This window comes from Acidobacteriota bacterium (assembly GCA_016716715.1).
Classification (GTDB): domain Bacteria; phylum Acidobacteriota; class Thermoanaerobaculia; order UBA5066; family UBA5066; genus Fen-183.
Window position 1 is genome coordinate 1 of sequence record JADJVE010000010.1, and the last position, 21613, is coordinate 21613.

Annotated in this window: 19 protein-coding genes; 15 read left to right on the plus strand and 4 right to left on the minus strand. The window is 68.8% G+C overall.

What is annotated here, in order from left to right; genetic code table 11:
- The 14 genes from IPL89_15490 to IPL89_15555 form a co-directional block, all read left to right on the plus strand.
- A partial coding sequence (locus tag IPL89_15490; GenBank protein MBK9064575.1) for a glycosyltransferase family 9 protein occupies positions 1-235 on the plus strand: 235 nt, incomplete at its 5' end.
- Entirely contained in the window at positions 207-1046 is an 840-nt protein-coding gene (locus IPL89_15495) for a DUF3108 domain-containing protein (protein MBK9064576.1), read from the plus strand. The genes IPL89_15490 and IPL89_15495, both read left to right, overlap by 29 nt.
- Before the next feature lie 31 nt (positions 1047-1077).
- Positions 1078-2874: a type IV-A pilus assembly ATPase PilB gene (gene pilB / locus IPL89_15500; GenBank protein ID MBK9064577.1), complete on the plus strand. Its 1797-nt coding sequence runs from the start codon at positions 1078-1080 to the stop codon at positions 2872-2874.
- A gap of 10 nt (positions 2875-2884) precedes the next feature.
- Positions 2885-3130, plus strand: a complete 246-nt coding sequence (locus tag IPL89_15505; GenBank protein MBK9064578.1) for a type II toxin-antitoxin system VapB family antitoxin — start codon at positions 2885-2887, stop codon at positions 3128-3130.
- Positions 3131-3134: 4 nt separating this feature from the next.
- A complete protein-coding gene (locus IPL89_15510; GenBank protein ID MBK9064579.1) occupies positions 3135-3533 on the plus strand; it encodes a PIN domain nuclease in 399 nt (132 codons plus the stop codon).
- Between the two features lie 70 nt (positions 3534-3603).
- Complete coding sequence (locus tag IPL89_15515; GenBank protein ID MBK9064580.1) at positions 3604-4743, plus strand: type IV pilus twitching motility protein PilT; 1140 nt, start codon at positions 3604-3606, stop codon at positions 4741-4743.
- A gap of 15 nt (positions 4744-4758) precedes the next feature.
- Positions 4759-5964 (plus strand): type II secretion system F family protein, encoded by a 1206-nt coding sequence (locus tag IPL89_15520; protein ID MBK9064581.1) that lies wholly within the window; start codon positions 4759-4761, stop codon positions 5962-5964.
- Positions 5965-5978: 14 nt separating this feature from the next.
- Positions 5979-7673 (plus strand): PAS domain-containing protein, encoded by a 1695-nt coding sequence (locus IPL89_15525; protein ID MBK9064582.1) that lies wholly within the window; start codon positions 5979-5981, stop codon positions 7671-7673.
- Positions 7670-9112, plus strand: a complete 1443-nt coding sequence (locus IPL89_15530) for a sigma-54-dependent Fis family transcriptional regulator (protein MBK9064583.1) — start codon at positions 7670-7672, stop codon at positions 9110-9112. The genes IPL89_15525 and IPL89_15530 overlap by 4 nt, the downstream gene beginning before the upstream one ends.
- Entirely contained in the window at positions 9109-9615 is a 507-nt protein-coding gene (locus tag IPL89_15535; protein ID MBK9064584.1) for a DUF192 domain-containing protein, read from the plus strand. The genes IPL89_15530 and IPL89_15535 overlap by 4 nt, the downstream gene beginning before the upstream one ends.
- A gap of 24 nt (positions 9616-9639) precedes the next feature.
- Positions 9640-10770 (plus strand): HAMP domain-containing histidine kinase, encoded by a 1131-nt coding sequence (locus IPL89_15540; GenBank protein MBK9064585.1) that lies wholly within the window; start codon positions 9640-9642, stop codon positions 10768-10770.
- A 28-nt stretch (positions 10771-10798) separates the two neighbouring features.
- Entirely contained in the window at positions 10799-12376 is a 1578-nt protein-coding gene (locus IPL89_15545) for a hypothetical protein (GenBank protein MBK9064586.1), read from the plus strand.
- Positions 12273-13574, plus strand: a complete 1302-nt coding sequence (locus IPL89_15550; protein ID MBK9064587.1) for a hypothetical protein — start codon at positions 12273-12275, stop codon at positions 13572-13574. The genes IPL89_15545 and IPL89_15550 overlap by 104 nt, the downstream gene beginning before the upstream one ends.
- Positions 13571-16327: a hypothetical protein gene (locus IPL89_15555; GenBank protein MBK9064588.1), complete on the plus strand. Its 2757-nt coding sequence runs from the start codon at positions 13571-13573 to the stop codon at positions 16325-16327. Before IPL89_15550 ends, IPL89_15555 begins: the two co-directional genes overlap by 4 nt.
- Before the next feature lie 247 nt (positions 16328-16574).
- On the opposite strand, the gene IPL89_15560 is transcribed toward IPL89_15555, so the two are convergent.
- From IPL89_15560 to IPL89_15570, 3 genes are read right to left on the minus strand one after another with little or no spacing between them, the layout of a single operon-like run.
- Positions 16575-18428: a hypothetical protein gene (locus tag IPL89_15560; protein ID MBK9064589.1), complete on the minus strand. Its 1854-nt coding sequence runs from the start codon at positions 18426-18428 to the stop codon at positions 16575-16577.
- A gap of 54 nt (positions 18429-18482) precedes the next feature.
- Positions 18483-18911: a hypothetical protein gene (locus IPL89_15565; GenBank protein ID MBK9064590.1), complete on the minus strand. Its 429-nt coding sequence runs from the start codon at positions 18909-18911 to the stop codon at positions 18483-18485.
- Between the two features lie 36 nt (positions 18912-18947).
- Positions 18948-19751 carry a DUF4388 domain-containing protein gene (locus tag IPL89_15570; GenBank protein ID MBK9064591.1) on the minus strand — a complete coding sequence of 268 codons (804 nt, stop codon included), beginning with the start codon at positions 19749-19751 and terminating at the stop codon, positions 18948-18950.
- Between the two features lie 54 nt (positions 19752-19805).
- On the opposite strand from IPL89_15570, the gene IPL89_15575 reads away from it, so the two are divergent.
- Entirely contained in the window at positions 19806-21017 is a 1212-nt protein-coding gene (locus IPL89_15575; GenBank protein MBK9064592.1) for a molybdopterin molybdotransferase MoeA, read from the plus strand.
- Here the strand turns inward: IPL89_15575 and IPL89_15580 are convergent.
- A complete protein-coding gene (locus tag IPL89_15580; GenBank protein ID MBK9064593.1) occupies positions 21014-21613 on the minus strand; it encodes a DinB family protein in 600 nt (199 codons plus the stop codon). The two genes, IPL89_15575 and IPL89_15580, sit on opposite strands and share 4 nt — an antisense overlap.

The following is a 21613-nucleotide window of genomic DNA, read 5'->3' on the forward strand; positions in this document are numbered from 1 at the left end:
GCGCCTCGCGGCGCGCGCGGCTCTGTTCGTGGGTGCGGACACGGGGCCGACGCACCTCGCCGCAGCCGCCGGGACGCCGACCCTCGCCCTCTTCGGGCCGACGCCGCCCGAGCGCTACGGCCCGGTGGGCCCGCGCACCGCCGTCCTCCGGGAATCTCCCGCGGCCTACAATCGTTCCGGTGGACGATGGCCAGTCGAGGACGTCCGTGAAGCGGCACGCAGGCTCCTCGCGTAAGCGCGCCCGGGCCGGCGTCGTCCTCGCGGCCGGAGTCCTCGCCGCCGCGGCGTTCCTCGCGCCGTCCCGGCGCTCCGGGGCCGACCGGCCGCCCGTCGTCGTCGCGGCCCGCGAGTCGCTCCCGAAAGACCGCCTCTTCGCCGTGCCGTTCGGAGAGGGCGAGACCCTCGTCTACACGATCGCCTGGCTGAAGATCGAGGGCGGCGGGATGACGCTCAAGACCACGCGCGAGACGACGTCCGACGGCGTCCCGATGCACCGGATCACGCTCACGGCCACCTCGAACGACTACGTCTCGAAGTTCTACCCCGTGCGCGACCTCTACGAGACCTGGGTCGACGCGCGCGATTTCCAGCCCCTGCGTTTCGAGAAGCACGCGCGCGAGGGCCGGTACGAGTCCGACGAGGTCGAGGAGTTCGACCTCGGGAAGAAGATCGGGAGCTGGCGGGAGGACCGGACGCCGCTGCCGGACCGCATCCAGGACATCATCTCGTCGTTCTACTTCCTGAGGGCCCAGCCCCTCGCCGTCGGAGCGGACGTCCGGGTGGACATGTTCTCGCGCGGGAAGATCTACAAGCTCAAGGCCAACGTCCTCGAGAAGGAGAAGGTCGAGACGGAGGCGGGCGTGTTCGACGCGTTCAAGGTGCAGCCACAGCTGCGCGAGAACGAGACGGCCGAGGACCGCAACCGCGGCAAGCTCTTCCTCTGGTTCTCCGACGACGACCGCCGCCTCCCGGTCATGGCCAAGACGGTGATGCCCATCGGGTCGGTCACGGCGCGCCTGACGAAGGTGGTCGCGGGGACCCGCTAGGGTCGTCGCCGGAACCCGCTAGAATCCCCGCATGGCCGTGAAGCTGGGCGATCTCCTCGTCAAGGCGAAGCTCGTCACGCCCGAGCAGATCCAGGAAGCGCTCGTCGAAGTGCAGGCGTCGGGCATGAAGCTCGGCGAGGCTCTCGTCAAGCTCGGTTACGTCTCGGAAGACGACATCACGGAGACGCTTTCGGCGCAGTTCGGCGTCCCGTCGATCAACCTCTCGCACTTCGAGATCGACCCGAACGTCCTCAAGCTCGTGGCCCCGGAGGTCGCGCGCAAGTACAACATTCTCCCCGTCAACAAGACGGGCGCGACGATCACGATCGCGATGGCGGACCCGACGAACGTGTTCGCCATGGACGACATCAAGTTCATGACGGGCTACAACGTCGAGCCCGTCGTCGCCTCCGAGATCGCGCTGCAGCAGGCGATCGACCGCCACTACGGCGCGACGCACGCCCTCGAGCTGAAGAAGGTCATGGAGGAGATGTCGGTCGTCGACACGGCCGACACCTCGCTCGAAGTCGTCGAGGAGACCGAGCAGGAGACGATCGACCTCGAGAAGCTCGTGGACGAGGGCGAGGAAGCCCCCGTCATCCGGCTCGTGAACATCATCCTGACGGACGCCATCAAGCGCATGGCGTCGGACATCCACATCGAGCCCTACGAGCGCGAGTACCGCGTGCGGTACCGCATCGACGGCATCCTGTACGAGGTCATGAACCCGCCTCCGAAGCTCAAGGAGGCGATCGCATCGCGCATCAAGATCCTCGCGAAGCTCGACATCGCCGAGAAGCGCCTCCCGCAGGACGGGCGCATCAAGATCAAGATGAAGCTCGCCGGCAAGGTCAAGGAGCTGGACTACCGCGTCTCCGTGCTCCCGACGCTCTTCGGCGAGAAGATCGTCTGCCGCCTTCTCGACAAGGACAACCTCATGCTCGACATGACGAAGCTGGGGTTCGAGAAGGACTCCCTGCTTCGCTTCGAGAAGGCGATCCTGCGCCCGTGGGGCATGGTCCTCGTGACGGGTCCGACGGGTTCGGGCAAGACGAACACGCTCTACTCGGCGCTCTCGCGCATCAACACGCCCGAGACGAACATCATGACGGCCGAGGACCCGGTGGAGTTCAACCTCCCGGGCATCAACCAGGTGCAGATGAAGGACGCGATCGGCCTCAACTTCGCGGCCGCGCTGCGCTCCTTCCTCCGGCAGGACCCGAACATCATCCTCGTCGGCGAGATCCGCGACTTCGAGACGGCCGAGATCGCCGTCAAGGCGTCGCTCACGGGCCACCTCGTCCTCTCGACGCTGCACACGAACGACGCGCCCTCCACGATCAACCGCCTCATGAACATGGGCATCGAGCCCTACCTCGTCGCGACGTCCGTCGTCCTCATCGCGGCGCAGCGCCTCATCCGGCGCGTGTGCGCGAGCTGCAAGGCGCCCACCGAGGTCGCGCCGCAGGTCCTCGTCTCCCTCGGGTTCACGCCCGAGGACGCGAAGACCGTGCAGGTCATGAAGGGCAAGGGCTGCGAGAAGTGCAACAACACCGGCTACAAGGGCCGCGTCGCGCTCGTCGAGGTCCTCGAGATCACCGAGGAGGTTCGCGAGCTCATCCTCTCGGGCGCGTCCTCGATCGAGATCAAGAGGAAGGGCCTCGAGGAGGGAATGATCTCCCTCCGCCGCTCGGGCCTGCAGAAGATCAAGGACGGCCTGACGTCGATCGAGGAAGTCGTCCGGGAGACGGTCCTCTGGGTGGGGAAATTTCTTCGTCCCCCGCCGACCGAGAATCCCCTCCCCTCTTCTCTTTTCTGCTCTCCGTGATCAGGCGATGATGCAGATGCCTGCTAAAATCTGCATCGAGAGGCAGATCGTGCGGACGACGCTGAACATCGACGACGAGGCGCTCGAGGCGGCGCTCAAAGCCGACCCCGGGAAGACGAAGACGGCCGTCATCAACGACGCCCTGCGCGACTACGCGCGGCGGCGGGCGCTGCGCGGCCTTCGGAAGCTCGCCGGCAAGGTCGGCTGGTCCGGCGACCTCGACGCGCTCCGGAAGCGGAAGCCCCGGCCCTCGTGATCCGGTGAGGGTCCTCGTCGACACGTCCGCCTGGGCCGAGTTCCTGAACGGCACGGGCTCCCCCGAGGCCCGCGCCGTGGACCGCCTCCTCGCGGGCGAGGACGACGTCGTGACGTGCGGCCTCGTCGCCGCCGAGGTCTTCCAGGGAATTCGCCGCGACCGCGAGGAGCTCGAAGCGTTCTTCCGCAAAATGACGTTTCTCGAACCCGCCGGGATCGACACCTACCTGAAGGCCGCCGACCTCCACCGCACGCTGCGCCGCCGCGGCATCACGATCCGATCCACGATCGACTGTTTTCTCGCGGTCCTCGCCGCCGAGAACGGCTGCGAAATGCTCTTCCGGGACCGGGATCTCAAGCAGATCGTCGAAAGCGGCCTCCTCGACCTCCGCGCCCGGGCCTGACGAGACCCCGCCGCGACGTTTTCTCAGCCCTCTGGCGTATCATTTCGGGGTACTCGGGAGGGACAGCTCTATGGCGGTGACCCTGCACCAGCTCCTCAAGACGCTTGTCGAGAGGGGCGGGTCCGACCTCCACATCACGACGAACTCTCCCCCGATGATCCGGGTGGACGGGGATCTCATCCCACTCGACTACCCGCCGCTGACCGTTCCCGAGACGAAACAGCTCGCCTACTCGATCCTCACGGACGTCCAGAAGCACCGCTTCGAGGAGCAGCTCGAGCTCGACCTCTCGTTCGGCGTCAAGGGCCTCGCGCGCTTCCGCGGCAACTGCTTCCTGCAGCGCGGCGCCGTCTCGGCCGTCTTCCGCCAGATCCCCTACGAGATTCTCGGCTTCCGCGAGCTCGGCGTCCCGAACGTCGTCGAGACGCTCTGCAACAAGCCGCGCGGCCTCGTCCTCGTGACGGGCCCGACGGGCTCGGGAAAGTCCACGACGCTCGCGACGATGATCGACAAGATCAACCGCGAGCAGCCGCGGCACATCGTCACGATCGAGGACCCGATCGAGTTCCTCCACACGCACAAGCGCTGCATCGTCAACCAGCGCGAGCTGCACGCGGACACGCACTCGTTTCCGAACGCGCTCCGCGCCGTCCTCCGCGAGGACCCGGACGTCGTGCTCGTCGGCGAGATGCGCGACCTCGAGACGATCGAGTGCGCGCTCCGTATCGCCGAGACGGGCCACCTCACCCTCGCGACGCTCCACACGAACAGCGCCGTTCAGACGATGAACCGCGTCATCGACGTCTTCCCGGCGAGCCAGCAGCCGCAGGTGCGCGCGCAGCTGTCGTTCGTGCTCGAGGGCATCCTCTGCCAGACCCTTCTCCCCCGCGCCTCGGGCAAGGGCCGCTGCATGGCGATGGAGATTCTCGTCCCGACGCCCGCGATCCGGAACCTCATCCGCGAGGACAAGCTCCACCAGGTCTATTCGATGATGCAGACCGGACAGAACAAGTACGGGATGCAGACCTTCAACCAGTCGCTCGCGACGCTCGTCCACCGCCGCGTGATCTCCCAGGAGCTCGCGATGACGGTTTCCTCGCTCCCGGACGAGCTCACCGAGATGATCGCCCGCGGCGCCGGCGTCGTGACGTCGACGGCCGCCGGCGGGAACCCACCGCCCCCGCCGGCGAACGCCGCGCGGCGCGCCTGATTCCGGAGGAAAGCCATGGCTCAGTTCGTCTGGAAAGGCCGCACGCGCCAGGGCGCCACGACAGGTGGCGTCCTCGTCGCCGACTCGAAGGACCTCGCGATTGCGGACCTCCGCCGCCGCCAGATCGACGTCACGACCGTCAAGGAGAAGGGCAAGGAGCTCGCGGTCCCGAAGCTCGGGATGGGCAAGGTCAACGCGCGGCGCCTCGCGATCTTCACGCGCCAGTTCTCGGTCATGATCGACGCGGGCCTGCCGCTCGTGCAGTGCCTCGAGATCCTCGGAAACCAGCAGGACAGCCGGCTTTTCCAGAAGATCATCCTCGCGGTGCGCCAGGACGTCGAGGCGGGCTCGTCGCTCGCCGAGGCGATGCGCAAGCACCCCAAGGCGTTCGACGACCTGTTCGTGAACATGGTCGCCGCCGGCGAGGCGGGCGGTATTCTCGACACGATCCTCCGCCGCCTCTCGACCTACATCGAGAAGGCCGTCAAGCTGAAGGGGCAGGTCAAGACGGCGCTCATCTACCCCGTCTCGGTCCTCCTCGTCGCCGCGATCGTCGTCTTCATCATTCTCTGGAAGGTCATCCCCACGTTCGCGGCCCTCTTTGCGTCCCTCGGCGCGGAGCTCCCGCTCCCGACGCGCCTCGTCATCAAGGCGTCCAACTTCGTCGCGAGCTACATCATCTTCATCATCGCGGGCATCGCGGCCATCATGTACGCCCTCAAGCGCTACTACGCGACCTACCGCGGCCGGCGCGTGATCGACGGCATCGTGCTCAAGCTGCCCGTCCTCGGCGACATCATGAAGAAGATCGCCGTCGCGCGGTTCTGTCGCACGCTGGCGACCCTCACGTCGTCGGGCGTCCCGATCCTCGACGGCCTCGAAATCACCGCGAAGACGGCCGGCAACGCGATCGTCGAGGACGCCATCATGGGCGTGCGCAAGTCGGTCGAGGCGGGCCGCACGATTGCCGAGCCGCTCGGCGAGACGAAGGTCTTCCCGTCGATGGTCGTCCAGATGATCGGCGTCGGCGAGCAGACGGGCGCGCTCGACGCGATGCTCAACAAGATCGCCGAGTTCTACGAGGAAGAGGTCGACAACGCGGTCAACGGCCTCATGAAGCTCATGGAGCCGATCATGATCGCGATCCTCGGCACGGTCATCGGAACGATCGTCGTCGCGATGTACATGCCGATGTTCGACCTGATCTCGAAGATCAACTGAACTAAAATCCCCGGGTGAGCTCCTCGCGGATGCGTGCGTTCGAGCCGCTGCACTCGATGCTGCGCGGCTTCGTCGTCCTCAGGGTCGTCGTCGTGTCGACGATCCTGCTGTCCGCGTTCCTGATCCAGTTCACGTTCTCGACGGCGCTGCCGCTCAACGACATCTACTACCTCGCGGCGTTCGCGTACTCGATCTCGATCGCCGCGGTCCTCTCCCTCGACAGGATCCCGCCCGAGGCGAACGCCGCGATCCAGCTCCTCGGCGACCTCGTCGTGATCACCGGCCTCGTCTACATCTCGGGCGGCGCCGACTCGAGCTTCTCGTTCCTCTACCTCGGCACCGTCGCGGCCGGGGCGATCCTGCTCGGCCGCCAGGGCGGCCTCGTCTCCGCGGGCCTCGCGTCGGTCTTCTACGCCGTCCTCGTCGACCTCATGTACTTCGGCGCGCTGAAGCCCGTTCCGTCCGCCGAGCGCACGCCGCACCTGTGGACGGCGGCCGGGCTCGTGGGCCAGGTCGCCCTTCACGCGGGCGCGTTCGTCGTGACGGCTCTTCTCGTCTCCTATTCCTCGAACAAGCTTCGCGAAACCCGTACGGACCTCGAACGCCGCAAGTCCGAGATCGCGCGGCTCCAGGCTCTCCACGGCTCGGTCCTCGGCTCCATGTCCTCCGGCGTCCTCACGACGGACCCGGACGGCCTCGTCACGTTCGCGAATCGCGCCGCCCAGGAGCTGCTCGGGGTGCCCTCGGTCGACCTCGTCGGCCGGCCCGTCCAGTCGCTCGGCCTCATCGGGGAGGCCGCATGGAGGCGGATCGCGGCCGCGGGCTCGGAGATCCTCCGCTTCGAGACGACCCGCCGCATCAAGGACCAGGACGCGTACTTCGGCGTGTCGTCGTCGGCCCTGCGCGACGGCTCGGGCTACACCGTCGGGCGCATCCTGATCTTCCAGAACGTCACGCACGTCAAGCGGCTCGAAGGCGAGGTGCGGCTCAAGGACAAGCTCGCGGCCGTCGGCGAGCTCGCGGCCGGAATCGCGCACGAGATCCGCAACCCGCTCGCATCCATCTCGGGCTCCGTCCAGGCGCTCCAGGGCTCGGTGCCGTCCGGCTCGCCGGAGCACCGCCTCATGAAGATCGTCGTTGCCGAGTCGCACCGCCTGAGCTCCATCCTCGAGGATTTCCTCCGGTACGTGAGGCCGAAGGAGCGCGCGGTCGAGCCCGTCGACGCGCCGGCCGCGCTCCGGGACGTCCTGACGCTCCTCGCGCACTCCGACGAGGTCTCCTCGCGCCACGCGATCGACGTGCGGACGGCGCCGGACTCGTTCGTCCTGTCCGCGGACCCCGGCCAGCTCCGGCAGATCTTCTGGAACGTCGCGCGCAACGCTCTCGCCGCCATGCCGGGCGGCGGCACGCTCACGGTGACCGCCACGCTCGAGGGCGCCGTCTGGAAGGTCTCGTTCGCCGACGAGGGGCACGGAATGACGGAAGACGAGCGCGGCCGCCTCTTCACTCCGTTCGCACACAGCTTCCCCGGCGGCACCGGCCTCGGCCTCGCGATCGTGCATCGGATCGTGGAGGAGCACGGCGGCACGATCGAGGTCGACTCGACACCCGGCCGCGGAGCGACCGTCGCCATCTCGCTCCCACGCAACGACGCGTCGACGGGCGCGCGACCCACGGAGACGGCGCTCGCCGCCGCGGAGGTCCCATGACGGCCGAAACCGGCCCCCATCTCCTCGTCGTCGACGACGAGGCCGGCATCCGGGAGATGCTCACGATCGTCTTCCAGAAGGAGGGCTACCGCGTCTCGGCGGCACGCGGCTGCGTCGAGGGGCTCGCTCTCCTCGACGGCGAGGCGCCCGACCTCGTCCTCACCGACCTCAAGATGCCCGACGGGACGGGCTTCGACATCCTCAAGAAGGTGCGCGAGTCCCACCGCGACACGCCGGTCGTCATGATCACGGCGTACTCGTCCACGAAGACCGCCGTCGACGCCCTCAAGCAGGGCGCGTACGACTACATCGCGAAGCCGTTCGACGTCGACGAGCTGAAGCACGTCGTCGCGCGGGCGCTCGAGCGCAAGCGCCTCGTCGAAGAAAACGTCGCGCTCAAGGAGCGCGCCGACGGGCGTGGCATGGGCCCCGTCGTCGGCGTCTCGCGGAAAATGCGCGCCCTCTTCGAGCTCGTGGCCCGCATCGGCAAGACGACGTCCACCGTCCTCATCACGGGCGACTCCGGCACGGGCAAGGAGCTCGTCGCGCGCGCGATCCACGTGGCGTCGGCGCGCGCCACGCGGCCCTTCATCTCGATCAACTGCGGCGCGATGCCCGAAAACCTCCTCGAGTCCGAGCTGTTCGGCCACGAACGCGGCGCGTTCACGGGCGCCGTCAAGGAGAAGAAGGGCCTCTTCCACGAGGCCGAGGGCGGCACGCTCTTCCTCGACGAGATCGGCGAGACGTCTCTCACGATGCAGGTCAAGCTCCTCCGGGCGCTGCAGGAGCGCGTCGTCCGCCGCGTGGGCGGAAACACGGAAGAGCCGATCGACGTCCGCATCATCTGCGCGACGAACAAGGACCTCCAGAAGAAGGTCGCCGAGGGCACGTTCCGCGAGGACCTCTACTACCGCATCAACGTGATCCCCGTCCTCCTGCCGCCGCTGCGCGAGCGGCGCGACGACATCCCGCACCTCGTACGGCACTTCCTGAGGAAGGTCTCCGTCGAGCAGGGCATCGCCGAGAAACGCATCACGACGGAGGCGATGCGGCTCCTCGAGGCGTACGCCTGGCCCGGCAACGTCCGCGAGCTCGAGAACCTCATCGAACGCACGGTCGCACTCGAGCCCGGCGACGTCATCACGACGGCCTCGCTTCCCGACACGTTCCTCCACCCCGCGGGCCTCCCGCCCGCGTCCTCGATGGAGGGATTCGACCTGCCGGCCGACGGCCTCGACCTCGAGGCGTACCTCGAGTGGCTCGGCAAGCGGCTGATGCAGCAGGCGCTCGAGAGGACGGGCGGTATCCAGATCCGGGCCGCGGAGCTGCTCCGGATGTCCGAGCGCTCGTTCCGGTACTACGCGAAGAAGTACGGGATCCGGCGCGAGGGCGAGGAGACGTCGGCGGCGCCGGAAGTCGTCGAGGAAATCGAGTCGTGAAGCGGCCGGCCCGTCTCGTCCTCGCGGGACTGCTTCTCGCGGCCATTGCCTGCGCGGCGGACCGCGGATCGACGGCGGCCGCGCCGCCCGCACCCTCGAAGGCCGCGGCGCCCGTCACGGGACCGCGCGTCGTGATGCCGAACGGCACGGTCGTCTCCGTCGAGCTCGCGCTCACGGACACGGAAAAGGCTCAGGGCCTCATGTTCCGCGAGTCGATGCCGAAGAACGCGGGGATGGTCTTCCCGTTCGAGGGACTCGAGATCCGGCCGTTCTGGATGAAGAACTGCCACTTCCCGCTGGACCTCGTCTATGCGACGAAGGACGGCACCGTCGTCGAGGTCATCAAGGCCCTCCCGCCGTGCCCGCCCGACCCCGCGCCGTGCCCGAACACCGCGCCAACGCAGAAGTCCGACACCGTCCTCGAGGTCAACGCGGGCGTCGCGGACGCGACCGGCGCCGTCCCCGGCGCGAAGCTGAAGTGGGTGGAGATCCCGGGACGCTGAACCCGCGCGGCGCGACATCGTGAAATGGAGGAGCTCGTCATCGACATCTTCGAGGAACTCGCGCGGCTCGTCGAACGAGACCAGGTCCTGCTGCTCACGCGGTGGCGGGCTCAGGTGCGACAACTCCCCTCGGCGCGGGGCCTGGACGCACCGACTCTCAACGACCACATCCCCGGCCTTCTGCTGGAACTGGTCGCCGCCCTCCGATCCGGCTCGGACAAGACGATCCCGCAGACGCTCCTCGAGGGAAGCCCCCCGACGCACGGCCTGCAGCGCGTCAAGGACGCATTCGACATCGAGGAGGTCGTCGCCGAGTACAACATCCTGCGCGACTGCATCCACGACCTGGCGGACCAGAACGGGCTGCCTCTGCAGGGGAAGCCGTTCCACGTCCTGAACCGCGTTCTCGACGAGGCGATCGGGCTGGCCGTGCGCGCGTTCGCAACCCAGAAGGCGTTCGAGGTGCAGCAGCGGCGGGAAGAGTACCTGGCGTTCGTGGCTCACGACCTGCGCAATCCCCTGAACGCAATCTCGCTGTCGGCGCGGGTCCTGGAATTGACGCTCGCCCCGGACGGCAGCGGCGGGCCGCGCGCGGCCCAGTTGTTCAGGACACTGAAGCGCAACGTGCAGGCGCTGGACGCCCTCGTGGGAAAGGTCATCGAGGAGAACACGAATCTTCGAGCCGAGGCAGGGATCAAGGTGGAGCGTCGCGAGTTCGATCTCTGGCCTCTCGTCGAGGCTCTCCTCCAGGACCTTCAACCCGTCGCGGAAGCATCCGGGACGCGGCTGACCAATGCCGTACCCGGCGACCTCGTCGTCTACGCCGACGCGAACCTCATCAGGCGCGTGTTCCAGAACCTGATCGCCAACGCGATCGCCTACACGCCGAAGGGTGAAGTCGTCGCGGACGCGCGGGACGCGACCGCCGACGGTGGCGTCGAGTGTTTCGTCCGCGACGACGGACAGGGAATCCCGGCGGACCGCATTCAAGCCGTTTTCGACAAGTACGAAACGGACCCCGGGAAGGACGGAGAAGGGCTCGGCCTCGCCATCGTGAAATCGTTCGTCGAGGCGCACGGCGGAACGGCGGCCGTCGAGAGCGAACCGGGGGCCGGCTCGACATTCCGGTTCACCCTTCCGCCGCGACCTCGTTAGCTCCTCTCTGGCGCTTACACTTCCTGATGTGCGGCTCCGGTTCGGTGCGGCGCTCCTGCCAGCCCTCTTCCTCGCTCTGACTTCGCACGTTCGCGCGGACCTGAACGACGGAAAGCCCTGTTTCACCTACATCAATCCGCCCGGCAACGGCCTGCGCTTCGTCTGCACGTCGACTTCGAGCCAGACGGTCGAGCATTCCGAGCCGGTCGCGGCCTCGAGAGGGTGGCGGACGCGGATCACCGCGCGACGCGAGGGCGAACCCGAAATCTACGACCGTACCCTCGAATCACTCTCGCAGCCCCTTGGCGATCTGTTCCTCCAGGTCGCGTTCGCGGACGCCAAGCGCTTCGTTGAGGGTACGGGATACGCCGCCGGCATCCCTGCTTTGCTGTCGTCTTCGACAGCGCTGATTCACGATCTGCCCCTGGCGCCGAGCACGACCACCAAGACCGTAGGCACGAGCTCGACGACGTCGGCGGCCGGCGCGCAGACCATCTGTGTCGGAAATCTTGGCGACGTCGCCCAACCGCCGCCACCTCTCCCCGTGGGCTCGTGCGTCCTGGGAGCAACGCCCGTCACGCTGCGTCCTCTCGACGCGTCCGTCCAGTCGCCCATTTCGGATCGCCTCGACGACACGAACACGCACACTCGGACCGACCACTATTCGGCACTCCTCCTCAACGATGAACTCACGCCGGCCCACTACGAGATCGTGGCCCGGCCCGCGCTCCCCTGCTCGAAATCTCCTGCCACGGGTCTCGGTCCGTACGTCTACTCCTGCTCGTCGACCTCCCACCACGACACGCCCCACGACTCCATTGCGACCTTCGAGGGAGACGCGTGGTCGACACAAGTCCTGGCGCGGCTCGAAGGCGGCGCGATCCTGTACGACGTGACGGTCAACTCGACAGTTGCGCCTGATGTCGACGAGGCCGTCCGGCAGGCATTTCTCCAGGCCCGGAGGGCCATTGAGGGCGTAGCCCCGCCGGGTGCGGCCGTTGTCGGCCCCACGCTGGCCTCTTCGACGCGAGAGCACGTACGGAACGCCCTGCTGCCGGGGGCCGTCCGCCTTACAACCTCTGTCTCCTCCTTCGGAGCAACCGGTTTCTCGTTCCCGAGCGCCTACTGCGTCGGCGATCTAGGCGACCTCCCGCGGCCACCCACCGCCCTTGTGCCCCTGCCGTGCCCTTCTGGAGCGTGGCCATTGGCGCTGTCGGTCTATGGCGGTTTCGCGTGGCACTTCACGGGCGCCGATGGCCTCTCGTTGACACACACCCATACGCAGCGCGACATCTACGCGGGCCTCACCGCGACGGGCACGCTCACGAGCTCGCGCTACGAGTACGTCGCCGAGACTCCGACGACGACGCTGACAATCCCGATCGTCCTCTCACCTTCCGGCGGGTCCGCCTTTACGTCCGAGCTGACGCTCGCGAACTTCGCGGCTTCGGACGCAGGCCTCGTTCGCATACACGCCCGCCTTCGGGGGACAGCCGGGCACCGTGACCGACACGCTGCCCGCCGCGACACAGCGCGTGATCCCCGACGCCGTCGCGTACCTGAAGAGCCTCGGCCTGACGGACCCAGGCGCCGGAGGAGTTCTTAGAATGACGTTCGAGGGGGCGGTCGCTCCCAATGTTTATGCCTCGGTGCGCACCACCGCCGCCGCACCAGAGGGGCGAGTGGGTCTTGCGTATCCCGCTCTTCCACCTTCTAAGCTCTTCTCTTCGTCTGTCTTCCTTTCGGGTCTGCGCCAGAACTCCCTCGACCGCTCCAACGTCGCAGTCCTCAACGCCGGCGGCACAGGCGACGGCGACGTCACGCTGCGGCTGACGGTCACGTCCGGCGATCCGGCTAATCCCCAGTCGAAGGCGCTCCCCGACGTCACGCTCTCCCCGGGCGCCTTCTCTCAGATCTCGTCGATCCTCGTCTCGAACGGCCTCGCCCTCTCCAACGGCTACGTCCGAGTCGAGCGCGTCTCCGGGACGGCTCCCTTCTACGCCTACGCCGTCGTCAACGATCAAGCCACGGCCGACGGCTCCTTCATCCAGCCAATCGCCGCGAGTCCGGCTTCGCAGATTGCCTCGACGACGCTCCCCGTCGTCGTCGAGACGTCCACCTACTCGACCGAGCTCGTCCTGACGAACTTCTCGGCGGCGACCCGGACGCTCAACTTCATCTGGGTCGCGCCGACCCTCACCGGAGGCAAGGCGGTCTTCCCGATCACGCTTCTCCCCGGCGAGCAGCAGATCCTGCCCGGTTTCGTCCAGCTTCTGCGCGATCGCGGCGCCGTGACGGATCCACGCGGTCCCTCATTCGCTGGAGCTCTTTTCGTCTCCGACTCCACGGGCGACCTGCGCGGTGTCGCGATCTCGGCCCGCATCCTGTCGGCTCTCGGGGGCGGGCGGGTGGGCGTGGCGCTGCCGTCGTATCCGAGCGGCTCGGAGTCGACGACTCCCGTCTGGCTCTGCGGCCTGCAGCAGAACGAGACCACCCGCTCGAACCTCGCCCTCGTCAACGTGGGCTCCGTCGATTCGTCGCCCAATGACTTCCGCATCGACCTCTACGACGGGGCGAACGGAGCCAAGGTCGCCTCGCCCGTCGCTTCCGTCCCAGCGAAGGGTTTCGTCCAGATCGACCGCATCCTCGCGACGTACGCGCCCGGCGTCACGCAGGGCTGCGCGCTCGTGTCGCGCACCTCCGGCAACAACCCCTTCCTCACCTACGCCGTCCTCAACGACGGAGCCTCCCCCGGGCAAAGATCCGGCGACGGGGCGTACGTAGCGTCCGTCCCGGCACAATGAAACGGCTCTCTCTAGCAACCGCTGTCCTCCTTGCCGCGACGGCTGCCGCCCGCGCGGATCTGAACGACGGCAAGCCCTGCTTCACGTACATCAACCCGCCCGGCAACGGCCTGCGGTACGTCTGCGTGTCGACCTCGAGCCAGACGGTCGAGCACCCGGAGCCCGTGACTCTCACGGGGAAGGCCTGGAGGACGCGCATCACGGCCCGGCGCGAGGGCGAGGCGCTGATCTACGACCGCACCTTCGATTCCTTCACGGCTCCCGCGAGCGACCCCGTCGTCCAGGCGGCGTTCGCGGACGCGGGCCCTTTCGTCGCGGGATCGCCGTGGACGCTGGATGAGCCCGCCGTGCTGGACTCCGCAACCACGGCCGTCCAGGCGACCCCGATTGCGATCCCTTCCACGAAGACCATCCAGGTGACTCCGGTTTCTTTCTCGTCGTCCTCGGCGCCACAGGTCGTCTGCGTCGGGGATCTCGGCGAGGCCGCCCAGTTTCCAGGCCTTCCGGGCCCGCCCTGCCCCGCCGGTGCGACGCCCGTCACCCTCCGGGTCCTCGATGAGTCCGTCGCGACGCGTCTCGTCGATCGGCTCGACGACACGCACACGCACATCCAGACGGACGTGTATTCCAGCCTCTTGGTCACCGGGGAGCTGACGAGCACCCATTACGAGATCCTTGCCCGACAGAAGCAGCCGTGCGCGATAGTGGAAATAAACGCGCTCGGGATTTGGGTAACCGGGATCAGGTGCACGTCGACTTCTCGACAATCTGTGCCGCACATGACCACGGCGTCAATTTCCGCGAACTCCTGGTCCACGCGGATCACAGGGCACCTCCGCGGAGGGCCCGATCTCTTCGATGTCACGATCAACGCGACAGCGGCCCCCGAGAGCGACGCGGAGGTGCGACAGGCTCTCGCGAACGCGCGTCAGGCGACCGCCGAGGCCGCCGGTCCTGGAGCGGCCGTGAACGGCCCCATCCTGCTTTCGTCTTCCGTTGCTCCGGTGAAGGACCTATCCCTTGCCGGGGGTGCGACCCTCACACAGACCGTGCAGACCTTGTCGCTCCCGCCTCTCACGGATGTCTGCGGGGGCGACCTCGGGGAGCTCCCCGGCCCGCCCTCCGGCCTGCCTGGGCCTCCCTGCGGGCCGGGAATCCTGGCGGTCCGCACACGGGACACGATTCCGTGGATCCCCAGAAACATCGACACGAACACGCACACGCAGCGAGACGTCTACGCGAGCCTCTTTGTCACCGGCACCCTGACGACGACGCACTACGAGTACGTCGGAGAGTCGTCATCCGCGCTGACGCTGACAATCCCGATCGTCCTCTCACCTTCCGGCGGGTCCGCCTTTACGTCCGAGCTGACGCTCGCGAACTTCGCGGCTTCGGACACTCAGGCCTCCTTCGCATACACGCCCGCCTTCGGAGGAACGCCCGGCACCGTGACCGACACGCTGCACGCGTCGACGCAGAGAATCGTCCCCGACGCCATCGCGTACCTGAAGAGCCTCGGGCTGACGGATCCCGGCGCCGGGGGAGTTCTTAGAATGACGTTCGAGGGGGCGGTCGCCCCCAGTGTTTACGCCTCGGTGCGCACCACCGCCGCGGTTCCTGAAGGACGAGTGGGCCTGGCCTATCCGGCTCTTCCACCTTCGAAGCTCTTCTCTTCTCCGGTCGTCCTCCCCGGGCTGCGCCAGAACGCCCTCGACCGCTCCAACGTTGCGGTCCTCAACGCCGGCGCTCCTGCCGACGGCGACGTCACGCTGCGCCTGACCGTCTCCTCCGGTGATCCCGCAAATCCGCAGTCAAGAGCTCTCCCAGACGTGACGCTTCCGCCAGGCGGCTTCTCGCAGATCTCCTCGATCCTCGTCTCGAACGGCCTCGCCCTCTCCAACGGCTACGTCCGAGTCGAGCGCATCTCCGGGACGGCTCCCTTCTACGCCTACGCCGTCGTCAACGATCAAGCCACGGCCGACGGCTCCTTCATCCAGCCAATCGCCGCGAGTCCGGCTTCGCAGATTGCCTCGACGACGCTCCCCGTCGTCGTCGAGACGCCCGCCTACTCAACCGAGCTCGTCCTGACGAACTTCTCCGCGACGGCCCGGACACTCAACTTCACCTGGGTCGCGCCGGCTCTCTCCGGAGGCAGGGCGACTCTCTCCGTGAATCTCCTCCCCAACGAGCAGCAGATCCTGCCCGGTTTCGTCCAGCTCTTAAGGGACCGAGGAGCCGTCACCGACACCCGCGGTCCCTCATTCGCCGGAGCTCTTTTCGTCTCCGACTCCACGGGCGACCTGCGCGGCATCGCGATCTCCGCCCGCATCCTGTCGGCTCTCGGAGGAGGGCGCGTGGGCGTGGCGCTGCCGTCGTATCCGAGCGGCTCGGAGTCGACGACCCCCGTCTGGCTCTGCGGCCTCCAGCAGAACGCGACGACGCGCTCTAACCTCGCCCTCGTCAACATGGGCTCCGTCGACGCCTCGCCTTCCACCTTCCGGATCGACCTTTACGACGGAACGAACGGCGCCAAGGTCGCCTCGCCCGTCGCTTCCGTCCCAGCGAAGGGTTTCGTCCAGATCGACCGCATCCTCGCCAGCTACGCTCCCGGCGTGACCCAGGGCTGCGCGCTCGTGACAAGGACGTCCGGATCGAGCCCCTTCCTCGCCTACGCCGTCCTCAACGACGGCACGGCGCCCGGTCAGCGCTCCGGCGACGGAGCGTATGTGGCGTCCGTCCCGGCATCTCCTTGAATCACCTACGATATTTGAATCGATCAGAGCTTACACTTAGGTATTGGTCGTCCATGGCTGGAAGGAGCGGGGGTCTGGGGGGTCTGGGCCCCGGTCCCCTTTCGCCGGTCCTCGATGCCGGGCAGGCGTGTCTCTCCCGCGCCTAGAGCTCGCCGATTGCTGCGGGCGAGCTCTGACGCGACGCCGATCTCGAGGGCCTCCCGGGCGTCGTCTTCCTTTCGAAGAAAAAGACCTGAATCCCGAGTCCTCAGCGCGCGGCAGCGCCGGTGGCCGCGGGCGCGGACGTCGCCGCGGCGCGAGCGGCGGGGGCGGGCACGAACCGGAAGAGGCCGCGGCCCATCGTCGCGAGGTAGAGGCCCTCGGCCGTCCGCGGGTCGCCCGCCCAGCCGGCGACCTTGAGGCCGGTCTCCGGCATCGCGAGCGCGAGGCCGCCATTCGTCGCATCGTCCGGCCGGTAGACGAGGATCGAATTCTCCGAATCCACGAAGACACCGATCGGCTCCGGCGCGAAACGCGGCGCGATGCGCGGGCGGCCGAACCCGCCCGAGAGCTTCGTGCCTCCGCCCGGGAGCGGGCGCCGCACCCAGTCGCGGCCGTCCCACCAGAGCGTGACGCCCTCGGCGTCGGCCGACCACGTCTTGAGGCCCCCGTCGTCGAGACGCGCGCGTCGCACGTCCTCGACGCGCGACTTGAGCGTCCCAAGGCGCGCCCACGTCTTGCCTGCGTCGCGAGACTCGAAGACGCCGCCGTCCGTTGCCGCGAGAGTCCGTCCCGCGCCGTCGTGCGCGAACGCGCGCGTCCCGAACGCGAGCGTCTTTCTGAAGGGCGCATCCGCGGCGTCCTGCCGGTAGACGCCGTCGGGCGTCCCCGCGAGGAGGCCGGGGCCGGCCGGCGCGAGCGCGAGCACCGTCGACGGCGGCGTCACGGCCAGCCGCACGGTCTCGCCCGACACGGCGTCCAGCTCCCACAGCCCGCCGCTCCGCCCGTCGGCCGCGCGGGCCACGACGACGCGGCCGGAGGCGCGCAGCGCGACGGCCGAGACGCGCGCCTCGGCGAGCCCGCGGTTCGACTCGGTCAGCGTGACGCCGCCGTCCTCGCTGCGCAGGATCCCCTCGGCCTCCGTGGCGACGAGGAGGCGGGACGGCTCCTTCGGGTCGAAGACGAGCGCGTTCACGACGACGTCCTGCGAGAGCCGCCGGAAGGACTTGCCGCGTTCGCGGCTCTCGAAGATCCCGCCGGTCGTCCCGGCGAGGATGCGCGAGGGATCGCGCGGATCCATGCGCACGACGTGCGCGCGCCGGTCGAGGAGGCCGTCCTTGTAGCGCGTCCAGTTCGTCCCTCCGTCCGTCGTCCGATAGACCCAGCCGCACGTCGCGGCCCAGAACTCGTCCGGCGACTCGGCGGAAAAGTCCATCGCAAAGACTTCGGTGTCCTCGACCATGCCCGTCGCGATCCGCGCCCACGTGCGCCCGCCGTCCGTCGACCGGAACGGGTGGCGGAAGCTCCCGCAGTAGAGAACGCCCTGCCGCGACGGGTGAAACGCGAGGAACGAAATGCCGCTGCCCGGGTCGAGCGCGGGCGCCGAGGCGCGCCACGTGAGACCGTCGTCCTCGGAGATCTCGATGCCGTAGTCGCCGCCGACGGCCACGACGCGCCGGCCGCCGGGCGCCGCGACCGCCACGACGCGCGCCGCCGCGCGGTCCTCCCAGCGCCGGACGACCTCGAAACGCTTCCCGCCGTCCGTGGAGTGCGCCAGCAGCCCGCCCTTCACGACGCCCGTCAGGCCCGCCCACACCGTGCCGGGTCGCAGGGGATCGGGCGCGAGCGACGTGACGGCGTATCCGGGGAAGGCGAGGCCCTCGGGCGGGCTCTGCCACGAGGCCCCCCAGTCCGACGAACGGTAGATCCCGCCCTGCGCCGTGCCCGCCCAGTAGAGCCCGGCGATCGCGGGGTCCGCGACGAGCGACTTCACCTCGGCGCCCGGCAGCGGATAGCGGTACCAGAGGCCGCCGGCTCCGCGCGGCGCGTCCGCCGCGAACGCGGCGGACGCCAGCGACGCGGCTGCGAGCACGAGAACGCCGGAGAAGACGCGGGACCGCATGAGAGAGTTTAGCGGGGAACGAGAAGAGAATCTCTCGCGCGAACGGCGGCGCGACTATTTCTTGTCGCCGTTTTTCTTCTTAGAAGGCGCGGGCGAGGAAGGCGCTGCGGGCGACGACGGGGCCGCGTCCGAGCCTCCGTCCTTCTTACCCTTCGAAGAATCTTCTATCTTCTTCTCTACGCCTCCCGCCGCCTCGCCGCCGCCCGAAGCGCTCGAAGCCTTCCCCTCTTCACCTTTCGAAGAACTCTTCTCTTTGTCTTTCTTTTCTTCGGACTTTTCTCCGGCTCGATCCCCGGCCGAGCCCGACTTCCCGTAGTCCGTCAGGTAGAAGCCCGACCCCTTGAACTGGAACGCGGGAGAGGACAGCAGCTTCGTGAGCGCGCCGCCGCATTCGGGGCACACGACGAGCGGCGGGTCCGAGAAGCTCCGGATCACCTCGATCCTCTCGCCGCACTTCGCGCACTCGTATTCGTAAAGGGGCATCGTCGGTCGTCCTTTCGTCCACGCCGGAGCAGGCGTTCAGCCGTCGCCGTCGCCGTCGGCGGTCGGGACTCCGCCCGGTGTCTTCCACTGGATGCGGCGGATGCCGCTCGCCGGGATGTCGCGCCGCGTGATGAGGCGCAGCACCCAGAACGCATAGAGCAGCTTCGCGTTCGCGCCGAGGTCCCCGGGGCCCGCCGTGATGAGGTCGCGCAGCGTGCGCCGGCCGTCCACCTGCGACAGGAGCGTGACCTCGGCGCCCGTGAAGGAAACGTCGCGCGCCTCCGGCGGGGCCTCCGCTCGCTCGAAGATCGTCCACGAGGGGCCGAGCCGCGAGACGCAGCGGCGCGGGTCGGGCATCCGGCGGATGCCGTCGACGATCGCCTGGGACGTCGGCACATCGAGCCGGATGAGCTCGTCGGTCTTGTAACGGCCGACCTCGAACGTGACCGACCCCTGCTCCCACGAGAACGCCGCGTAGAGGAGCGCCTTCACCTGCTCGGTGACGATCTGGCGGAGCTGCGCGTCGGAGAGGATGCCCATCTCGACCAGGAGCTCGCCGTGGCGCCGGCCATGCCCCTCGGCGAGGTCGAGCTTGCCGACGGAGGCCTTGAGCTCTCCCGACGAGATGAGCGCGCTCCGGCGCAGGTACTCGCCGAGCGACTCGGATCGATCCGTCGACGTCGCGAAGATGATGTTTCCACCGAGGAGGTACACCTGCTTCGTGACGCTGCCCGACTCGACCGTGAGCACGCCCGGGACTCGATAGAAGTGGATCGTGCGGAGGATCTCGGGCAGCGGCTCCTGCGCAAGATCACCCGTGTACTGGAACCGGTCTTCCACGGCGGACGGATTCTACTCACGACGCCGCTTCCGCGCCTTGCTAGCATGCCCGCGGTGATCTCGTTCCACGACGCCCTCGCCCGCGTGCTCGAGGCGGTGGCGCCGCTTCCGGCCTGCGAGGTCGCGCTCCAGGACGCCGTCTCGCGGGTTCTCGCCGAGGACGTCCGGGCCGACCTGCCGGTCCCGGGCTTCGACACGACGGCGATGGACGGATGGGCCGTGCGGGCCGCGGAAGCGAGCCGTGCTCCCGTTCTCCTCGCGGCGGCCGGCGCCTCCGGAGCCGGCGCCGTGCCGGGAACGCTCCCGCCCGGGTCGGCGTGGAAGGTCATGACCGGTGCGCCGATGCCGCCCGGGAGCGACTCGATCGTCCCCGTCGAAGATGCTCAGCTCGTCGAGGGAGGCGCCGTCCGGCTGGACGCCGCGCCGAGACCGGGCGCCCACGTGCGCCGGCGCGGAGAGGTGTACGAAGCGGGCGCCCTGGTTCTCCCCGCGGGGCGCCGCCTCACGCCCGCCGACCTCGTCCTCGCGGCGGCGGCGGGGCGCGAGACGCTCCGGGTCGCCCGCGCGCCGCGCGCCGGCCTCCTCGTGACGGGCGACGAGCTCGTGCCGCCGGGGACGCGTCCCGGGCCCGGGCAGCTGCGCAACACGAACGGACCGCTCCTCCTCGCGGCCCTCCGCCGCGCCGGGGCCGAGGCGGTCTCGCTCGGCGTCGCGCCCGACGACGAGGCGGCGCTCGCGCGTGCGCTGACGGCGGCGCTCGACTCCGACCTGGACGTGCTGTTGACCACGGGCGGCGTCTCGGCAGGCGACTACGACTTCGTCGGCAAGGCCCTCGCGGCCGCCGGGGCGCACGTGCGCTTCCACAAGGTCGCAATCCGGCCCGCCAAACCCGTCCTCTTCGCCACTCTGGGGCCGACGCTCGTCTTCGGCCTGCCGGGCAACCCGGTGTCCGCGGCCGTCGCGTTCGACTTCTTCGTGCGCCCCGCGCTGCGCAGGGCGGCCGGCCTGCTGCCTCCGCTTCCTCCGGCCGTCCCCGCGCGGCTCACGGGCCGCGTCAGGAACAAGGGCGCGCGCCTCGCGTTCCACCCGGCGCGCCTCGCGTGGGACGAGGGCCGGCTGACCGCCGAGCCTCTCGCGACCCGCGGCTCCCACGACATCCTCACGCACGCGCAGGCGGACGGGTTCCTCGAGCTCGCGCCCGCGTCGTCGTGGGAGGAGGGCGACGCCGTTCCCGTCCACCGCGGGACGGCCGAGAGCACCTTCTAGCGGCGCTTCGCCTTCGCGGAGCTTTTCTTCGCCGGCCGCTTCTTCGCCACGGACTTCCCCCTCGCGGCTCGCCCCGCCTTCGGGAAGAGGCCCGTGCGGATCGTCTCGACCTGCACGAGGTGAATGCGGTCGTGCCCGGCGTACATCGTCACGAGGCGGCCGAGCGACTCCTCGCCGCGCTCGGCGTGAATGCCCACGCGGTCCCACGCGGCGTCGCCGACCCGCTCGAGGAGGCCGATGTTCACGGCGCGCGCCATCGCGAAGTCGTCGAGGAGGTCGGCAGCCGTCGCCCGATTGACGCCGAGGTTCGCGACGAACGCGTCCTGGTCGAAACCGGGCAGCGGGGGGCGGTCCATGGCGGCGATGAAGCGGTAGCGACTTCCGAGAATGACCTCGTTGTCGGCGAGGTGCGCGACGATCTCCCGGATGCTCCACTTGCCCGGCGCGGGCTTCGTCGCGAGCTGCTTCTCCGAGAGGCCCCGGACGAGGCGCCTCAGGAGATCGGGGGCTTCGGCCATCGCCGCGACGGGATCGTCGCCGCCGAGGGCCTCGAGATAGCGGTCGGGAACGACGGGTCCGGGAGATCCGGCGGCCAT

Coding starts and splice junctions, on each gene's coding strand:
- IPL89_15555 (MBK9064588.1), top strand. CDS start 13,571: ATGAAACGGCTCTCTCTAGCAACCGCTGTCCTCCTTGCCGCGACGGCT.
- IPL89_15565 (MBK9064590.1), bottom strand. CDS start 18,911: ATGCCCCTTTACGAATACGAGTGCGCGAAGTGCGGCGAGAGGATCGAG.
- IPL89_15580 (MBK9064593.1), bottom strand. CDS start 21,613: ATGGCCGCCGGATCTCCCGGACCCGTCGTTCCCGACCGCTATCTCGAG.
- pilB (MBK9064577.1), top strand. CDS start 1,078: ATGGCCGTGAAGCTGGGCGATCTCCTCGTCAAGGCGAAGCTCGTCACG.
- IPL89_15540 (MBK9064585.1), top strand. CDS start 9,640: ATGGAGGAGCTCGTCATCGACATCTTCGAGGAACTCGCGCGGCTCGTC.
- IPL89_15560 (MBK9064589.1), bottom strand. CDS start 18,428: ATGCGGTCCCGCGTCTTCTCCGGCGTTCTCGTGCTCGCAGCCGCGTCG.
- IPL89_15505 (MBK9064578.1), top strand. CDS start 2,885: ATGCAGATGCCTGCTAAAATCTGCATCGAGAGGCAGATCGTGCGGACG.
- IPL89_15530 (MBK9064583.1), top strand. CDS start 7,670: ATGACGGCCGAAACCGGCCCCCATCTCCTCGTCGTCGACGACGAGGCC.
- IPL89_15515 (MBK9064580.1), top strand. CDS start 3,604: ATGGCGGTGACCCTGCACCAGCTCCTCAAGACGCTTGTCGAGAGGGGC.
- IPL89_15520 (MBK9064581.1), top strand. CDS start 4,759: ATGGCTCAGTTCGTCTGGAAAGGCCGCACGCGCCAGGGCGCCACGACA.